Raw genomic sequence first — 19,079 nt, 5'->3', positions numbered from 1 at the left:
TTCCTATATTGTTAGAACATCATCTATATGCCTTTTTAATTTTTGATTACCGCTTACATTTTTATTTTAATCAAAGTACAAGTTGATATCTTTCTTACAATTAACCAATTAAATAGTGATTTTCATTCTTTTTTTTTAGAATGATGAATGATTTAAAAAAAGAGATTAAAAATCTACACTAGATTTTTAATCTCTTTAGTTTTATAACACTTATAGATCACTTATTAACAAATTAAATTCAAATAACCTTACCTCGTGCGGTTGTAGTTCTCCTGTTAAAACAATCGATTCATTTTCCACAATATGATGTTCTACCTTCATATCCGGAACACAAACCTGCTTTAAATAGTCTACTTCATCTGGTTTCATATCATCCACGGCACCAAATTTTAACCATTCATCAAGTACACTCCCATGGTCGCGGTTCAATTTTAGCTCCTTGACACGGTACTTCCCATTGGCGAGACCTTGTATTTCTAATGATAGGTTTAACGTTTCATTGTTCTCAAATATTTCGTATTGCTCATGAATTCCCATACTTCCTTCAGGATGTAAATAATAAGAGTAGTTAAAATGTTTGTAGTTATAACAGATTACTTGATAGCGATGTCCAGAGCGCTTCGTCACAATATAATGGTCACCTTTGGCCACAAGAATTTCACCCAATTGTTTTAACAGCATATAAGCATGGTAGCTTGGTTTCTTTATCCCACTTTTCGTCACCAATCCTGCCCCGCCATGTAAAAGTGTTTTAGAATCCCAAAAATCACTAAAAATATCAGAACACAACCAGTAGCCTAGTATATTTACTTGATTTTGGTTTAAATTTTCAATGATATTCTTGACCAGGTAAGAAGCTTTAAAACAGCTATCATTAAGAAAGTTTCGATTAGATATAGAAATATTCCATTCTGTTACATTCAACTCTAAACCATCAAAACCAGCCTTTTTTAACGCTTTTCTAACCTCATTCAGTTTATTAATGACATAATTAGGATTGTTAGAGTGAAGATTTTTAACCGGTACCCGATACTTATCACGATGAATTTCAATCGGATAAAGGGAAATGGATAGAAAATCAGGCTGGATTTCCTCTTGTTTCCATTGTTCTAGTAACAAATCAAGTTTGTCGCCTTCTAAATCTATACTTAACCCACATCCACCAACCTTCGCTGAAGGAATTAGTTCCTTTGTCTGCTTTTTAAATTCGCTAAATATTTTAAAATACTCTTTAAAATCGCTTAGACCAACATGTTGATTATTCTTGACTTGATCTAAGAAATCTTTTTCACTTTGTACACTCGTATTAAATACATCTGTGTGCGGTTTCCACATCTCAAAATACCAAGTCTCGACTTCATCGATTCCATAGCGCTGAATGCATTGCAATAAAAACGCCCTAAAAAGATTTGTCCATTCTTCTAGTGTCCTTCTACTTATTGTTTGGACAACAATGGTATCTCCTATGGCTTTTTGAATAATTTTAGGTTTTGGACCAATTTCAATAAAAGGTTTTAATTTATTTTTGACCAGGAAATCCAATAGCTTGTTTGTATTAGAAAAATTGTAGGTAATTTTTCCACCAGAACGATCTTCCACCAGCATATCATCGCCAAACAATCCCCAAAATCTGGCATAGGTAAAGCCGATTTCGCCTTGTAAGAGAGTGATTTGCTCTTGCATATCCGAATTTAAAATATCTTTTGCATACCCAATATTCAAAAGCTTATTCCAATACTTCGTAAAGGCATCCAATTTCCCTATTTTTATTGTCTCTGTTTCGATTGCTCCTGTCGATTGAGAATAGGTTTGGACCCTTTGCTCTACTGAACTGTTTAGATATTGCTGCAGCTCAGTAAATGCTTCATCACGATCATCATCACTAATTTCTTCAGTACTATTTTCCTCTTTATTAGTTGTATCTGACATCTGTTTTCGGAATTCCACAGGCTTTAACTGATAACCTTCATTAAAGACTCTGTTAAATGCCGCCAAATTAGGAAATCCATTATCTAATGCAATGCGCGTAATTGGCTTATCCGTGTTAACTAATTCGTTAACAGCATGGGCGAGACGAATTTCATTTATATATTGAGAAAAGGTTTTTCCTGTTTGTTTTTTAAAAAATTTAGACAAATAAGGAACAGAGATGAAATGGAGACCGGCAACTTCCTCCAACGTGAGGGGCTCCCGATAATTATTTTGTATATACTCCATGATTTCAGATAATCTTTCATTTTGACCTTTATTCGTTGTGTGGTTTTGTAATTCGAGCTGATTCGTACTCTTTAAATAATGTAATTTTAATAATGAGAGTAATTTAAACGTTTTCTCTAATGATTCGACCTCTGAATCATTTCTCTGCTGCATATATACCGATAATAATTCTTCCATGACATTTCTTAATTCCTGATCGGAAGAAGGATTCTGCAAGTTCGAATTACAAGTGAATAATAAACTTTTTTGACCAAATAATGAACTTAATTCTAAATAATTAAAATGAAAAACAACAAATAAATTATCCTTTTCAGATTGAAAAGAGTGAAATTCATTGGAATTGACCAAGATAAAGTCGGATTTGTTCAAGTGGTAGATATTATTGGTTATTTTCACTTGAAGCTGGCCCTTTATCATATAGATCAATTCAATGTCTCGATGAGCATGCTCTAGATTACTTTTACGGTTCATTACCGAAACCGTTATTAACTTGGAATCTATTGAAGATTGGAAAATGTGTGTAGCACTCAGTTCAATCACCTCTTTAAACGCTTAAACTTTTTAAAAGTTTTGTATTTCTAAATATAGCACAAAAAGAAGACACTTCGACATTTATTTTATAATCTTCAAGTAAGCGCAAATAATAAATAGCATAAACATTAAATAGGAACCTTTTCAAGGTTCCTGACAACATTCTAATTATTTAGTAAGTTGCTTAATAATACTTGAAAACGTTTACTATCCGATCTCATTTAAAATATATCTCTTTATTTTAAGTAAAACTATTTTGTTTTCTCCCCATTTCCCTATACTTTTTTATCCATTTTCCATTTTAAAAGAATCTATGTAATCATTTCAGTTTAAATATGTAATGCATTTTTTTAACCTATCTCCAAATGCGACTTAAATTAAATTTAACTTACAATTAACAAAAGGAAGGATTTTACACCTTCCCTTTCCAAATTTATACTTGAGCTGATATCTCATTATTGCTCAAATGGTTTACTTTAATCGGTGCGGTTTCTCTTATACCAAAAGTGAACAGGAACCCAACAAATGCGGCAGCTGCTGTAACCCATAAAGGAGTCATAAGTCCAAATCGATCAGCTAGGATTCCTGACACAGTTGGACCAAAACTGCCGCCGATAATCTCACTGGTTAAAATAACAAAGCTTATCGATGTTGCTGAAAATGCCCTTGAAACAGATTCAGCAGGAATAATATTCATAATTAATGGCTGGTAGCCATTTCCTAATGAGAAAACAAGAATGGAGATGAGTAGCACTCCGAAGTTGTGGTAAGAAAAAGCTATTGAGATAGGAAGGAATATAGCTAATAAAGAAAATACTTTAATTGCGGGTAATCGACCAATACGGTCGGAAATAGCTGCACCCCCGAACTGCCCAATAAACATCATCAGACCCATGAGGCCTAATAACATACCAATTTGTGCTTCCCCATAATTAGTAGCTTCTGCATAAATGGTAGGTAAAAAAGCAGTAAGTGATAAAATATAAATCATATTGCAAATACCAACAATTGTACTTAACCAAACATTTCTTGTCTTAAAAACACGAATGTAATCAGCTTTAGTTGGTTTTGACTTTATTGGTACTACTTGAGAGGACATACTTGGCTTTGGCTCTTTTAAAAACTTCCAAATGATCAGACCCATCAGGATCCCTGGGATCGCAATGATATAAAAGGAAGATCTCCAGCCAAAAGAAGCAGCAAGAGCTACAGTGAGAACAGGTGCTAATGTTCCTCCAATTAAGGAAGAAGAACTTTGCACGATTCCCATATTTAGACCTCTTCTTTTTTCCGAGGACTCCTGAATCACAATCGATTGAACCAGCGGCATTACCGGGCCTTCCGCCATTCCCATGATACCCCTTACTAATAGTAATGTAGCAAATGAACCGACAATCCCTGATAATAAGGTAGCAATGGAAAATAGAAACACAAAAATGACAAGCATGGGTTTCTTTTTACCTAAGAAATCGGAAAGACTGGCAAAAATCAAAGTGGATAGACCAAAAAATAGTCCAGTGACAGATACGGTTATTCCTAATTGTGTATGGGACAATCCCAGCTCAGGAGCAATTTTCGGAAAAATGAATCCTAAACTTAACCGATCTAAAAATACTAGACCAACAACTAAAAACATGGTAATAACTAGGAAATTTTCATAACGAAAAAAATCTCTTTGTTTCTCCATCCAATTGCCCCCTTCAATCTTTTTACTAGATTGATACCAATAATGGAAACGAATCCAATCTTGTATACGTCTCTACAGTGTGTTTACCTCTGATAAAAATGGTTCATTCATTTTTGCAAGTGTTTCATAGACATACTTACCAACATTTACATTCTCATTCATCTGACCGCTCCAAGTGAGCAATTCCCATTCAACTAACTGGTCTGAATTCTCAACAATCAGTCTGCAGCGATCATACCGTTTCTCCATAAAAATCTTAAACGTCTCTTCGACCCCAAGGTTAGATTTCAAAATATCAGCCAAAACAATGACATCTTCAATCGCGATGGAGGCACCTTGTCCAAGATGTGGAGCTGTTCCATGGGCTGCATCACCGACAAGCAAAATATTTCCTTTATACCATGGGCTTGGCAGCATATGTGTAAAGATTGGCCGATAAACTACCTGATTAGAGTCTGTTATTTGATTGGCCGCTTCAGCAATCGCACCACCGAATTCTGTCAGTCTTTCTTTTAGTAATACATGAAGCTGATCATTTGGAAACCGAGGATTACCTGGTTCATGAGTGGTTACAAGCAAATACATTTCATCCTCTGACATCGGAACCAAACCAGCTTTTGCCTTTTGCCCGTAATAGAACAGACCCCGGTCCACTTCTTTCGGACGTGGCAGGGTGTAACGCCATACCCCTTGACCGCTATAATTTTGAACAATATCCCCGAATAATAATTTTCGAACCTTTGAGTTTGCTCCGTCCGCCCCAATGACCAAGTCATAAATGGCCGAAATTCCGTTACTTAACTCAACCTTTACACCATTTGAGATATTTTCCATTGCTTCAACGGTTGAACCCATATATATTTTGGTTCCAATCTTTTCAACAGCATCTAAAAGAAATTCATGTAGTTTCCTTCTTGATATTCCGTTAACACCCGGATATCCTTCAATAGTTGGCGAGTCTCCCTTAAACATAAAATGGCCTTGCCCTGTGTAATAATCGAAACCAGGATAGGAATACCCCTCCTTCATACATGCATCAGCCAAGCCAATTTCATTTAGCGCCCTGAGAGCATTAGGCGGCTGAATGATTCCAACACCGTAGACATTCCATTCCAGTTCCTTCTCAACGATCTCTGCGTCAATCTCAATTTTATGAAGAGCAACAGCTGCTGCTAAACCGCTAATTCCACCGCCCACTATGAGTACCTTTTTAACAAATTGATTTGTCATTATAAACACCCCTCATTGCCTTTTAATCAATAATCGCAACAGCCCGAGTCCAGCCTGCACTGCCGCCTCTTATTTTTACAGGAAAAACAGATACTTTAAATCCAAACGCTGGTAACTGGTCTAAATTAGCTAGTTTTTCAATTTGGCAGTACTCTTTTTCTTTTCCGGCAAAATGGGCCGCCCAAAGGACACCAGAACGCGGATTTTGTTTATAATCTTCAGCTTGAATGGATAACGGCGTGTCCCAGCCCCAACCATCCGTTCCCATAACTTTTATACCTTGTTCAATCAGCCAAAGGGTAGCTTCTGCGGAGACTCCTACATGGATTTCACTATAATTCGGCTGATACCTTTTCTTATCAGCATCACATCGGATCATAACAATATCAAACGGCTTTAACTTGTAATCTATCTGTCTAAGTTTTGCTTGAATATCTTCTATTGTCAAAGCATATCCTGGTGGTTTATCTGTAAAATCCAGAACAACCCCATCGTTAAAAAACCATTCAAGCGGTAATTCATCAATCGTACGCGCAGGTTTTCCTTCAGATGTCGGCCAATAATGCCATGGTGCATCGACATGTGTACCGGCATGACTCGTCAACGTAAGAAATTCTCCGGCAAGACCTTTTCGCTCAGGAAAATCCTCTGGTGTGACACCGACAAGTTTCGCTCCAAATTCTGCCCCTTCTTCATGTGTTTCAAAACGAATTGAAAACGGAAGAGGATCTTTTAAATCCTCTTCAATGGAAACACTCAAATCCACAATTTTCGCCATAAAAGTTCCTCTCCTTTCATACATCTTAAATAATTCTATTTTTCAATGTGCCAAGATTGGTAATCTTTAATTCTACTTCATCCCCAGGTTCAAGCCATCGATGTACTTCTGGACCGAGCTCCATAATACAGCCAAAACCGACTGTACCTGAACCAATAATATCTCCTGGATATAAGGTGACTTCCTCTGACGCCCGCTCAATCATATCGCCAAATGTGTAATAAATATCCTTAAAGTTTCCCTGGGATAGAATTTCTCCATTTACCGCTGCTGTCATTTCTAAATCAAATCGTCCATTTGTTTTATATGGTTCTAATTGATCTTTTGTTAGAATATAAGGACCCATGCTAGTCGCGAAGTCCTTTCCTTTTGCCGGACCCAAAAGCACTTTCATTTCCTTCATTTGAATATCCCGTGCAGACCAATCATTTAAAATCGTATAGCCAAAAATATAGTCCTCTGCTTCTTCAGCTTTTATATTGGTTCCTTTTTTTCCAATAATGCAAGCAAGCTCGAGTTCATAATCTAAGCGTATACATTTAGCTGGTCGTTTTACTTCTTCTCCCGGTCCCTTCATAGCATGAGGGTTAGAAAAATAAAAGATCGGCATTTCATACCACTCTGGTGCCACCGTATCCCCTGAGCGCTTTGTCGCATTTTTGACATGGGTTTCAAAGGCGACAAAGTCTCGAAAAGTAATCGGATTCGGCAAGGGAGCGGTTAATTGAATTTCCTCAAGCGAATAGCATGGAAGATTCGCTGATTCACTTAATCCCTCTATTATGGACAAATACTTTTCGTTATTTTTGATAAATTCTAACATACTATCAGGTAATTCACCTTGGGAGGCAATCTTCATATCAATCACTCTATCTCCATCCAGCCACCCCGAACGGATCTGTCCATCCGGATTTAAAAAGGTAACGAATTTCATGACTCCACCTCCGGACTACTTCGCTAACTGTTCTTTTAACCAATCATACATCTCATAGGTTTCTGTAATATTATCGACCTGACAATGAGATGAGCCTGGGCTGCTAGTTGGTATGATTTTTAACCAACGAGGGCAAGTAAGATCATTGTAAACATTGTAGGCATTTTCAACTGTATTCTGCCGATCGTCCTCACCATGGACAATATAAGTTGGCATTTGGATTTTTTCCGCCACCCCACGTAAATTATAATGCTGCAGTTTTGCCCTTGCAGCTGGCATATCTTCCACACCAAAAATATGCTGAAGGATTTTTGCTAATGGATGATGATCCGGGCGTTTGGACCAGACATCATTGTAATCATAAACAGCTCCCCAAATCGCACAGGCTTTAAACCTTGGCTCAAAAGCGGCACATCTTGCTGCCATATAACCGCCCATCGAAACAGCCATCACTCCAATTCGCTCTGGATCCACATCTAGATTTTCAACTGCCCATTCATAAGCCGCTGTACCAGCTGTATTGTAATCATGTCGTGAATGAATATGATGGATTCGTAAAGCTCCGCCTTGGCCAGGACCATCAAGGGCTAAAAGTGAAATACCCCGTTCATTTAATAGCTGTGCAGGTCCATAATATAATTCCTCTGCGGTTGAATCCAATCCGCCAAACATCACCATCAATGGTCCGTTACTTTGACCAGGTGCTTCAAAGTAATAACCAGGCAATACTGCATGCTCAAACGGAATCGCAACAGCCTTCGGCGGTGAAGCAAGCAGTTCCCCGCCTTTTCTGAATGATTCTACACCTTTTAAATAGGTTGGAAGCTTACGTTCATCATCCGGCTGCAAGAAAAATTCTGCCGTTCGAAAATAGTTTGCTGCCCGTAAATAGCTGGACCGGGCCGTTTCTTTAGATCCCTTGTCCATTGCATCATTTGCTTTAGTCAATGATTTATTCCCAAGTCTCATCCATTCGTGATGGAAACTTTCATAATCTCCCAATTTCATTCGGCTGGCTGCATCCAATATTTCATTTACCTCACCGCCGCCAAAGTAAGATTGGCTAATCATTCTCACAATTTGATAAGACCACATGTAATTATCCGGAAAGAAATGCCACATTTCGATTTATCCTCCTGCCTGAGCTTATTTAATTACTTTACCAGATGCATCCCAAGGCATTTCGCGGCCCCATGCATCGTTTGGATTTTCTGAAAGACTCCATCTGTACGGCCCAAAATCAGGTGCAAACACAAGATGTGCTCCTGCATACAATTCAAAGCGATTTCCGCCTGGCTCATCTACATAAAAGAAAAATCCTTCTGCAAGTGCATGGCGTGTCGGCCCGCCCATGGCCAATTCATAGCCGTTTTCTAAGATATGATCTGCTGCCAATAGGACTTCCTCCCTGCTTTCAACGGCATAACACACATGGTTGAATCCTCCTGGTTTGCCGCTATGACCTTTTAAAAAGGCAATATCATGAGAGAGATTTGTGACAGATAACCAAGCACCAATTTCAGGGCTTCCTGGTTCATCCGCATTTAAGAATATTCCTTCATTATAGCGGAAGCCGATATTTTGATAGAATTCGCGGTCTTTTGTTACATCATTACTGAAAAGGGTAATGTGATCGATTCGACGTGGAGAAATGCCGCGGCCAGTATTTTTTTGCGGGCGATTTTTCCATTTACTGCGCAACTGATCTGGTGCTTCATATAGTTCTACATCCCAAAAGATCTCTTCCAAGTGTCCATCAGGTGAAGTGAATTGATAGGCCCGGCCATGACCAAGATCCCCTTCTATCCAGCCAATCCCTTGTCCAAGTTTTTCAATATGGGCCGCTGCCTCTTCCAGTGCTGCCGGACTGTCGGCACGCCAGCCAATATGGCCTAGGCCTGGTTCGTTTCCTTCTGTTATTTTTAAACTGTGATGGTAATGCTCTCCCCATGCACGAAAATAAACGGATTTACCTGTTCGACCCGACTCTTCTAACCCAATAATATTTTTAAAGAAATTGGCGGATTCTTCTAATTTCGGACTGATGATTTCAACGTGAGCTAGATGAGAAAAAAAGTGTGGATTTTTATACATAATTAATTCCTCCAAATAAAATAATCATGAACAAACCATGTGGTTGAAAGCGGTTTATCTATGATTATTATAAAGAGGTTTTGGTTTAGAAACGTTCAATTTTTTATCAAAATTAATATCAATTTTTATCTTTTTCTGAAAATACTAAATATAATTTCCACTCTTTTTTGTCTTCTCCCCCGCTTAGATCGTCCCCTTCTCTTTCTTTTTCCTATGGTTGTATATATAAAAAAATAAAAGGTGCAAAAAATGATTCCGCACCTCAAACACGACTATTTTTAATGAAATTAAACAGGAATCGAAATGATAAAAGACGTCCCTCTGCCAATTTCACTATCTACCAGTATTTTTCCATTTATTTTATTTATGGTACTATAGACCATAAGCATTCCAAGACCGGTTCCTTCTTTTTTGGTAGAATAATAAGGATTTCCTAATTGTAAAACCTGCTCTTTAGTCATACCAACCCCGTTATCTTCTATCTTTATCACAATATCTTTTTTTTGCTCGGAAACATCGATCGTAAGAACCCCGCCTTTTTCTTTCATTGCTTCAATTCCGTTTTTATATAAATTGATTAAACACTGCTGAATTTGGTTTTTATCATATTTAAAAGATAACGAGTTAGTAAACGTATAGTGAAGATCGACTTGGTGCATGTTTGCGTAGGGAGTAATAATGTTTTTTACATACTCTGTTTCTTCCTTTAGATTCGAATAAATCATATTCTCTGACTGCGGCTTCGCAAATGCCAAAAAGTCACTCACAATATTTTCTGCTCTTTTTAACTCTAATAATGCGTACTCAATATAGGTTTTTTCATCTGCTGTTAGCGTTTTGGATTGATTTAACAGTTGTAAAAAACCGTTTGTAACGGTAAGCGGATTTCTGATTTCATGTGAGACACTGGCTGATAAATCACTTAAAACATTAAAACGCTCGGATTGTATCGAAGATTTAAGGGTATTAATATTATCAATTATTTTCTCTATTAATATCATAATAATAACCATAACTAATGTGTAAGTAGGTAAAGCATTAAATGTTAAGATCCAAAATTCATTGTCCAAAACTGGCAGTTGGGCAGCGAGAGAAGTTAAATAAAACACCATTGTAAAAATAGATACCAAAACGGCCCACAAGATTCGTTTCCTTGCATTTTGCCTCAAAAACCATTTACTTAATAGAGGTACTAACATAAAAATAATCGTGGAAAAAAGAAAAGATTGCAGAATGCCCGCTCCACCAATCATGGTTCGATAAATGTTTAACACCATATACAATGGAATCGTATATTTATATCCGCCAAATAGGGCAACGATAATAAATGGAACGAAACGTAAATCAAAAATAAATCCAATTTCCAATTTAATTGGAAAGGCCATGCACAACACCATTGAAATCGATGAGAGAAGGATAAGGATATTTTTATTATATGTATGCAGCTTATTTTCAAAAAAAATCAGGAATAGTAAAACCGGGAAAAGTAAAAACAGAAAGTTTAACAGTAAAGATTCAATCAAGATGAAACCCCTTCCATACGGTTGAAAACACAAATATAAAATACTACTATAAATGCCCGATTATTATTTTACTACATTTATCGATCCTCGTTCTATATCAATTATTACTTTTTTGAATAACTCTTATTTTCCACTAAACAAAAAAAGGCAATCCCTTCGCAGAGATCACCTTTAATCTGTCGCTAATTTCATCGCATATTGGTAAATAAGTTGAAAGGGAACCCCATGATTCCTTGCGGCCTTTGCTACATCCTCATATTCAGGTGCTTGGTGAAGCATTTTGTTATCTCTGAATGCCTGCTTTACCTTGATGTGTCCATATGGAGTTTCCACCTCAATAAATCTTCGATCAAGAATATCACGGCTCCACATACTTCTTCGTACCCCAAGAGTGGTCGTTTCTTCCAACAAAACCTTTTCACAATCATCGGCTAATTCCAAGGAAACTAACACTGTAACTAGGGTGCCAGGCCGATTTTTCTTCATGAAGACTGGCGTATAAAATACATCAAGCGCGCCTGCTGCTAAGAGTCGTTCCAATGTATAACCAAGCCCTTCCCCCGTCATGTCATCAAGTTGGGCTTCGATCACATAGATCGATTCCCGATGTTGATTGGACCCCTCTATACTGTGCATAAAATCGGTAGGGGTAAGGAGTAAGGCCCTGAGTACATTCGGATGGTCAAAGTCTTTTTCTCCAGCTCCATAGCCAATCTCTTCCACCATATGTCCGCCGATTGGCATGAACCTTTTTACGAGTGCCCGTAATATCCCTGCCCCTGTCGGTGTAGTCAGTTCCCCTTTAACGTTTAATTCTGCAAGCGGTATCCCTTTTAGCAGCTCCATTGTAGCGGGAGCGGGAATTGGATAAAATCCATGAGCCATCCTCTTTTTTCCATAACCAGTTGGTACGGGAGAAGCATAAATATCTGCAATTTCGAGGCTTTCCAGCGCCAAGCATACCCCGATTGTTTCAATAATGGAGTCCATTGCCCCCGCCTCATGGAAATGAACCTCCTTAGGATCAGTTCCATGTATCTTTCCTTCAGCTCTAGCAACTTCTTGAAAGATCGCCAGGCTGCGTTCTTTAACTCTCTTGGGGAGATTACTATCCTCAATCAACGACAAAATCTCTTTCGCACTCCGATGTTCATGAGGATGTGCGTGGCCATTGTGGTGTTCATGAACTTCTGATGGAAAATGTATTTTCAATTTCTTTGCTGCTATCCCGCGTTTATTGACAGTATGTACTTCGATTTCAAAACGATCAATCGGTAATTTTCTCAACTGTTCTACTATATAGGAGAGATCTGCTCCTAGATCAATCAGAGCAGCCAATGTCATGTCCCCTGCAATTCCAGAGATACAATCAAGATAGAGGTTTTTCAATTTTTTAGTTCCTCCAATGTATTTTTTAAAGCCAATTTTTAGGATTTCATTAGCTGCATGCCTATTAACATGAAAAAAGAAATCCCGACCAGACACATTACCCATAACCAAGCTAAATTCATATCCCCTGCATCCATTGCCACATAGATCGCGGTTGAAACAGTTTGGGTTTTCCCTGGGATGTTACCGGCAAACATTAAAGTTGCTCCAAACTCGCCTAAGGCTCTTGCAAAACTTAGAATGGCACCTGAAAGAATTGCTTTTAATGCTAGAGGAATGGAAATCGCCAGAAATAATTGCAGTTCATTCGCCCCATCCACTCGGGCTGCATTCTCAATATCTTCATCTATAGCTTCGAATCCTGCTTTAGCAGATTGATACATTAAGGGAAACGCAACAACTGTCGAAGCAATCACAGCAGCCGACCAAGTGAACATAACAGGCTGCCTAAAGATTTCTTCAATCACTTGTCCAATAACACTATTTCTTCCAAACAATACAATTAACAGGAATCCCACAACAGAAGGCGGTAAGACTAATGGTAAAAGGAATACCGTCTCAACTACAGCTTTCCCTTTGAATTTTGTCTTAGCCATCAGCTTTGCAAAAAATAACCCTAAGATTAATACCCAAACGCCAGAGACCGCGGCTACTTCAATGGAAAGTTTGACTGGTGACCAAAAATCCGTTGCCATCGTAAGATTAATCTAATCCTTTAAAGCCATAGTTTATAAAAGTCTTCAAAGACTTTTCCGTTTGCAGGTCATCATAGAATAATTGCGCCTCTGTTGGATGGGTACTGTTCTTCATCACACCAACAGAATAAACAATCGATGCATGAGTCTTTTCATTTGCCGTTGCTGCAATCTTAACTTTTTTTGAACTCAAGGCGTCACTTTTATAAGCAACACCTGTGTCAGCATTTTGGTTTTCTACATAGGTAAGCACTTGCTTTTCCATACCTCTCTTCCTTTAAACAACTTATCATCAACTATATCTCATTATAATTAGTAATAAATACAATGGATAGCATAATACTCTATTGTTCTTATTTTATACCATTTGATTAACTGCAGCTATATGACGGAAAACAAGTTAATTATTTCACAAAAACAAAAACACACGATTTTCCGTTTAGGTTACTATCGTGTGCCTATAGAATTTATTTAATTAAAGGACTAGCAAATATTGAATTTGACCAGATGAAAGTGGTGTGATAGCGATAATGTGGTAGCCAATACTTAGCAGCTGTGATATTGTTTCTGCACAATTTTGACGCGGCGGTTCAATTGGGGCATGAAAACTTTTATAAAGATGAATAAACTGATTATCGATTGTACAGTGGAGCAAAACAACATGTTTCCCCGTCCACGCTTGACCAATTATTGGTTGAGGTGGTATTTCCCTACTATATCTCATCTTATTACATCCTCACTCATTGATATTCTTAGATTATGTGAAAAACAGGTCCATTGTTCGCTTAGGAATCTTTAGCTGAACAATAGATTGGAACATATTGTTCATTAAAATAAACAACTTTCTATATTAGTATAGATATATATACTTTTTATCTATATAGAGGAGGTTTTTATGCTTAAGAAACTATTTTCAACTATGGTCTCCTTCTCCCTTATTCTTTCAGGAATTCTGACAGTTTCAATCATAGATCCAGAGGAAACGAAAGCATCTTCGTACAATAATTTGGCTGAGCGGCCATTTATGGGTTGGAGCAGCTGGAGCTCCATCCGTAAAAAACCAACAGAAAAAAACATGAAAGCAGCAGCAGATATTATTGCAGCAAAATTCAAGGCCCACGGTTATGAATATGTAAACCTTGATGATTATTATCAGCTTGATTGGACTTCTAACGTGGACAAATATGGCAGATGGGTAGTAGACCCGAAGAAATTCCCTAATGGTATGAAGGCGGTTGGGGATTATATCCATAAAAAAGGATTGAAGTTCGGGTTGTACGTCACGCTCGGCATTCCAAAAGGGGCATTGGATCAGAACACACCGATCGAAAGAACACCCTTCCATGCAAAAGATATTGTCGATCTTAGCAAAGGTCAGAAGGTAAGTTTTAATTTCGATAATATGTATGCGATTGATTATTCGAAGCCAGGGGCACAAGAGTTTATCGATTCGTGGGCTAAACTATTTGCGTCATATGGGGTGGATTACCTTAAAATTGATGGTGTCCGAAACGAGGATATCCCGGATATCGAGGCATGGGCTAAAGCATTGAACAAGACAGGAAGACCCATTCATCTTGAGTTATCCAATAACCTTGATTTCGATCAAGTTTCTACCTGGCAGCAATTATCTAATGGCTGGCGGACGGACCATGATGTCGAAAGCTATGGAAAACCAACACTTACCGATTGGGAACATGTTTTTAGAAGATTTAATCATGCGGCAAAGTGGCAGCCTCATGCTGGACCAGGCGGCTGGAATGACTTTGACTCACTCAACGTGGCAAACGGCAATAAGGATGGTCTAACAGCAGATGAAAAACGTTCCTATGTATCACTTTGGGCCATTGCTGCCTCACATTTTGTGATTGGCAGTGATCTAACGAAACTAGATAACTATGGAATTAGCCTTCTTACGAATGACGAAGTGATTGGAGTCAACCAAAGTGGAGTTGCTGGGAAACGCCTCTCCAAAACACCTGCCTCTCAAGTTTTTTATCAAGAATTGCCGGATGGTTCTTACAACATCGGTCTTTTTAATACGGTTTTATCGCCACAAAAAGTTTTCGTCAATTGGAAAGATTTAGGGTTCACTGATTCAGCAATGGTGCATGACTTATGGAGCCATGAAGATCTAGGTAATATGAAATTTGGGTTCACGGCTGCTCTTTCTAGCCATGCTTCTCAAATGATTCATGTGGTCCCTGCTTCTACACTTACAGTCTCTCCAAAAAGTGGTCAAACCGAAGTTAGTCCTTCAAACGTAACGTTAAGCTGGGGTGCAGAATCCGGAGTAGACAGCTATCATGTCCAGGTAGCGCAAGATGCTGGCATGAAAAATATTATTTTTAATCAAACCGTTCCTTCTGCTTCTTTAACGATTAAAAAGCTTGCAAATGATACACGATACTACTGGAAAGTGTCATCTGTTACGAGTAAAAGCGAAAAACGGAAAGGAATTTATTCCTTTCATACCAAAACGACTAAAGCTCCAACTGCGCCAGATTGGGTAATGGCAGACAAAAACAACAATGAAACTGTTACACTTACCTGGAATCCAACTGCTGGGGCAACTTCCTACACGGTCTACCGTAAAAAGGTAAATATCCTAGGATTCAGCCGCTTCAAACCGGTTGCAACAAATCTTACCAATTCAAACTATAAAGATAAATCGGCTGCACATGATGGCAACTATTCATATGTTGTAACGGCAAAGAATGACATAGGTGAAAGTGAACAGTCGATCGAGGTTCAAACAGATAACCACCAAGCAACCATCCAGTTGATCATTCTTCTAATCGGATTTTTGGTGATCGTATCTGGTGTTATCTTTATTAGGGTTACAAAAGACAATTTCAAAGCGAACTCGGTTGAAGGTCCGTTTAATAAAATCGCATAATAAAATTTTAAATGAGGGTCTACCAAAGTAACGTATCCGTTTGGTAGACCCTCTTTTTGGATGTAACTTTTTTAAAGACCCTTCTAATCCTGTAGTCTAGGTTTGGCAGGATCACAGTTTGGCGGATCTAGACTAGCCGATTCAGCTAATTTCATCAGATAATAACATTCTTCACGAAACATATGATCCGCCATTAATGGTGCGAAGGTCCCTAATGCCTGCTTAGTTAATTCAAGTTCTTCTAGTTCAGCTAAAAAATTTTGAAATAACTTTATTTCTAACTGGCTGTCTACATTCATCTTTGATAAGGCAGGAAACGTAGTCAATCCCGTCCTTAAATATCCAGCTAGTTCAACCGCTTTAAGATAAAAACCTTCAAAATCCTTCATGAATAAATGACTTTTTTCTTTTAATTTCTTTTCAACACCATCTAAATTGGAGGAAATTGCCTCAGAATGCCCTGCCGCATCCAATAACCATAATAGATGGTGGTGCAGCTCGTGGTAGACAGGTGGTAATTGACCAGCCTTCAGGTGATTTAATATTCTTACATACTCCTCTAATTCATTAACCATATGATTTAGAAAGGTCGGGGTAAGGTGAATTTTAATTTTACCAACTAGATGCTGGCTGATTAATTCTAATTTAAATTCCCGCAGATTTAAAACCGCTAACTCGGCATCAGTAGTTAATGACATCAACTCCGCAGTTCTTGCACGATCTAGAAGTGCATCAAAGACTTGAATAAAAGTGGAAGCTTTTTTAATTTCCTCTTCTTGAACTGGTGCCAGGGCCTCATAAATAAACCGAGAATGATCACCTAAAATTTGCAGCCAAAAACGGTGTTCAAATCGAGCTGTCCTTTCAAAGACCTCATTCATATTTATTCCTCCTCCATATCGCTACCCCCACTAATGTAAGATTTTATTCTCCTTATTAACATTTTATTAAGAAAATAGGAAGGAACGGCCAGTCCTTTTTTAGTGCAGAACAATTAAGAAACTACTTAATATAACGGCACAACAAAATTCCCCAGTTATTTTAGTGTTTATTCTGTTTAAACAAAAATAAGAGCCCTTCATAAGGGCCCTAAACAAATGATTTATAAGTAGCTTTTTGTTTTAGTAGTCTTAATTTCTGGTTCTTTGTTAAGATTCTCCATAATCTTGCTTTGAATACCATAATATACCTCTCCTCTCAGGGATCATGTATTTTCATGTCATTTTATAACCTAAAGCATAGATATAAGTGGCTGTGTATCTATTGTAGCAAACATATTTTGTAAAAGAAATTTCAAAAAGTCGACTATTTATACCTGGAAATTACAAAATCTACGTTAGATTACCTATTCGAAAAGGAAGTTTAGGAGATTATTCGTAGAACTTTCACTACTCTTGTCGAAATATGAATTAAAAATTTTGAATAAATATGTCAATACTGTGAACTATTAAAAGAAAGAATTTTTACAATTTCTTTTTAAAGAATATTGATTTTTTTAAAAATAAATTATATTATAAGACTCGTTGATTTTCTTTCGACAAATTTTGCACTACTTTCATTGTTTATATTTTCACAATATTTTAACAAGGGTATGAAAAGAAGGGAAGTTTTTATGGAGATTTTCAGGAAAAAGTCCATAGAGGATTTAATAAACCAAGCTGAAAAAAAAGAAGGGTCCTTAAAAAAGGAGCTTGGCGCCTTTGATTTATCCATGCTTGGAATAGGAGCGATTGTCGGAACTGGGATTTTTGTTCTCACAGGAGTAGCAGCAGCCGAACATGCTGGCCCAGCCTTAATTCTATCGTTTATTTTATCAGGGCTAGTCTGTATATTCGCTGCACTATGTTATGCTGAATTCGCATCAACCGTTCCCGTATCTGGGAGTGCTTACACATACAGTTACGCAACATTCGGAGAATTCATAGCATGGATTTTAGGATGGGATTTAATTCTCGAATACGGATTTGCCAGTGCCTCGGTGGCCAGTGGCTGGTCCGGTTATTTCCAAGGGTTGATTGCAGGATTTGGGCTTCACATTCCAAAAGAGATCTCTAGTGCATTTAATCCGGCAAATGGTACCTATGTGGATGTGCCGGCCATTTTGATTACGTTTGTGATAACCTTCTTATTAACAAGAGGCGTTAAACATTCGGCACGTTTTAATGCCACCATGGTCATCATTAAATTAGCAGTGGTTGTCATTTTTCTAGCTGTTGGAGCATGGTATGTTAAACCAGACAATTGGACACCTTTCATGCCATTTGGCTTTTCGGGAGTCGCATCTGGTGCTGCTACAGCGTTCTATGCCTATATCGGATTCGATGCTGTTTCAACCGCCGCTGAGGAAGTAAAAAACCCGCAGCGGAACATGCCCATTGGGATCATCGCCTCACTAATCGTTTGTACCATTTTATACGTAGCTGTTTCCGCTGTATTAACCGGGATTGTTCCATATCAATTGCTCGATGTAAAAAATCCCGTTTCATTTGCATTAAACTATATTCACCAAGATTGGGCTGCAGGACTTATTTCCCTTGGGGCTATCGCTGGGATTACGACTGTTTTAACCGTGATGGTTTTTGGACAAACTCGGTTATTTTATGCCATCAGCCGTGATGGCTTGCTTCCTAAAATATTTTCCAAAGTTGATCAGAAAAAACAAATTCCAGTGGTGAATTCATGGATCATCTGCCTGCTTGTTTCTATTTTTTCCGGTTTAATTCCACTTGGAAAGCTGGCAGAATTAACGAATATTGGCACTTTATTTGCATTTATGTCTGTTTCCATTGGAATTTTATATCTGCGCAAGACACAAGGAGCACCTAAACGAGGCTTCCGAGTACCACTCGTTCCGTGGATCCCATTAATTGCTTTTTTATCATGTGGATACCTAGTTCTTCAGCTCCCAGGGATAACCTGGATTAGCTTTTTAGTTTGGCTCGTCATCGGTTTAGTCATTTATTTCAGTTATGGAAGAAAGCATTCCAAGTTAAATGATCGAACAGTGTAACAGGAACATAAAAAGGCCTTCTGTAAATATTTTCTTACAGAAGGTCTTTTTATGTAAGAACCTTGCGTTTTCCATTGTATTATAAGATATAA

At 37.9% G+C, this 19,079-nt stretch carries 15 protein-coding genes; 2 read left to right on the top strand and 13 right to left on the bottom strand.

Annotation, left to right across the window (positions count from 1 at the left end):
* Positions 1-210: 210 nt before the first annotated feature.
* The 12 genes from L1999_RS10885 to L1999_RS10830 all read right to left on the bottom strand — a co-directional run bounded on the left by L1999_RS10885 (position 211) and on the right by L1999_RS10830 (position 13,802).
* Positions 211-2,688, bottom strand: a complete 2,478-nt coding sequence (locus L1999_RS10885) for a GH39 family glycosyl hydrolase (protein ID WP_235743558.1) — start codon at positions 2,686-2,688, stop codon at positions 211-213.
* A 493-nt stretch (positions 2,689-3,181) separates the two neighbouring features.
* On the bottom strand, positions 3,182-4,435 hold the full coding sequence (locus tag L1999_RS10880) for an MFS transporter (protein WP_235743557.1): 1,254 nt from the start codon (positions 4,433-4,435) through the stop codon (positions 3,182-3,184).
* A 72-nt stretch (positions 4,436-4,507) separates the two neighbouring features.
* The gene (locus tag L1999_RS10875) at positions 4,508-5,665 is read right to left on the bottom strand and encodes an FAD-dependent oxidoreductase (RefSeq protein ID WP_235743556.1); all 1,158 of its coding nucleotides are present in this window, start codon (positions 5,663-5,665) and stop codon (positions 4,508-4,510) included.
* Between the two features lie 22 nt (positions 5,666-5,687).
* Entirely contained in the window at positions 5,688-6,443 is a 756-nt protein-coding gene (locus L1999_RS10870) for a cyclase family protein (protein ID WP_235743555.1), read from the bottom strand.
* A 25-nt stretch (positions 6,444-6,468) separates the two neighbouring features.
* Positions 6,469-7,377: a fumarylacetoacetate hydrolase family protein gene (locus L1999_RS10865; RefSeq protein ID WP_235743554.1), complete on the bottom strand. Its 909-nt coding sequence runs from the start codon at positions 7,375-7,377 to the stop codon at positions 6,469-6,471.
* Positions 7,378-7,392: 15 nt separating this feature from the next.
* Positions 7,393-8,499 (bottom strand): alpha/beta hydrolase family protein, encoded by a 1,107-nt coding sequence (locus L1999_RS10860; protein ID WP_235743553.1) that lies wholly within the window; start codon positions 8,497-8,499, stop codon positions 7,393-7,395.
* 24 nt (positions 8,500-8,523) lie between these two features.
* Positions 8,524-9,471 carry a VOC family protein gene (locus L1999_RS10855; protein ID WP_235743552.1) on the bottom strand — a complete coding sequence of 316 codons (948 nt, stop codon included), beginning with the start codon at positions 9,469-9,471 and terminating at the stop codon, positions 8,524-8,526.
* 287 nt (positions 9,472-9,758) lie between these two features.
* A complete protein-coding gene (locus L1999_RS10850; protein ID WP_235743551.1) occupies positions 9,759-10,994 on the bottom strand; it encodes a sensor histidine kinase in 1,236 nt (411 codons plus the stop codon).
* A gap of 171 nt (positions 10,995-11,165) precedes the next feature.
* The gene (larC, locus tag L1999_RS10845; protein WP_235743550.1) at positions 11,166-12,383 is read right to left on the bottom strand and encodes a nickel pincer cofactor biosynthesis protein LarC; all 1,218 of its coding nucleotides are present in this window, start codon (positions 12,381-12,383) and stop codon (positions 11,166-11,168) included.
* A gap of 38 nt (positions 12,384-12,421) precedes the next feature.
* Positions 12,422-13,078, bottom strand: coding sequence for a molybdate ABC transporter permease subunit (gene modB, locus L1999_RS10840; RefSeq protein WP_235743549.1), 657 nt, complete (start codon positions 13,076-13,078; stop codon positions 12,422-12,424).
* A gap of 7 nt (positions 13,079-13,085) precedes the next feature.
* Positions 13,086-13,343 carry an extracellular solute-binding protein gene (locus tag L1999_RS10835; protein WP_235743548.1) on the bottom strand — a complete coding sequence of 86 codons (258 nt, stop codon included), beginning with the start codon at positions 13,341-13,343 and terminating at the stop codon, positions 13,086-13,088.
* Positions 13,344-13,553: 210 nt separating this feature from the next.
* Positions 13,554-13,802 (bottom strand): hypothetical protein, encoded by a 249-nt coding sequence (locus L1999_RS10830; RefSeq protein ID WP_235743547.1) that lies wholly within the window; start codon positions 13,800-13,802, stop codon positions 13,554-13,556.
* A gap of 171 nt (positions 13,803-13,973) precedes the next feature.
* On the opposite strand from L1999_RS10830, the gene L1999_RS10825 reads away from it, so the two are divergent.
* A complete protein-coding gene (locus tag L1999_RS10825; RefSeq protein ID WP_235743546.1) occupies positions 13,974-15,977 on the top strand; it encodes an alpha-galactosidase in 2,004 nt (667 codons plus the stop codon).
* A gap of 83 nt (positions 15,978-16,060) precedes the next feature.
* On the opposite strand, the gene L1999_RS10820 is transcribed toward L1999_RS10825, so the two are convergent.
* On the bottom strand, positions 16,061-16,858 hold the full coding sequence (locus tag L1999_RS10820) for a DUF2935 domain-containing protein (RefSeq protein ID WP_235743545.1): 798 nt from the start codon (positions 16,856-16,858) through the stop codon (positions 16,061-16,063).
* 731 nt (positions 16,859-17,589) lie between these two features.
* On the opposite strand from L1999_RS10820, the gene L1999_RS10815 reads away from it, so the two are divergent.
* The gene (locus L1999_RS10815) at positions 17,590-18,987 is read left to right on the top strand and encodes a branched-chain amino acid transporter BcaP (RefSeq protein WP_235743544.1); all 1,398 of its coding nucleotides are present in this window, start codon (positions 17,590-17,592) and stop codon (positions 18,985-18,987) included.
* The last annotated feature ends 92 nt before the right edge of the window (positions 18,988-19,079 follow it).

The sequence above is a fragment of the Neobacillus drentensis genome (genome assembly GCF_021560175.1).
Classification (GTDB): domain Bacteria; phylum Bacillota; class Bacilli; order Bacillales; family Cytobacillaceae; genus Neobacillus; species Neobacillus drentensis_A.
The sequence above is the reverse complement of the archived record's forward strand: the minus strand, read 5'-3'. Positions and strand labels throughout refer to the sequence as shown.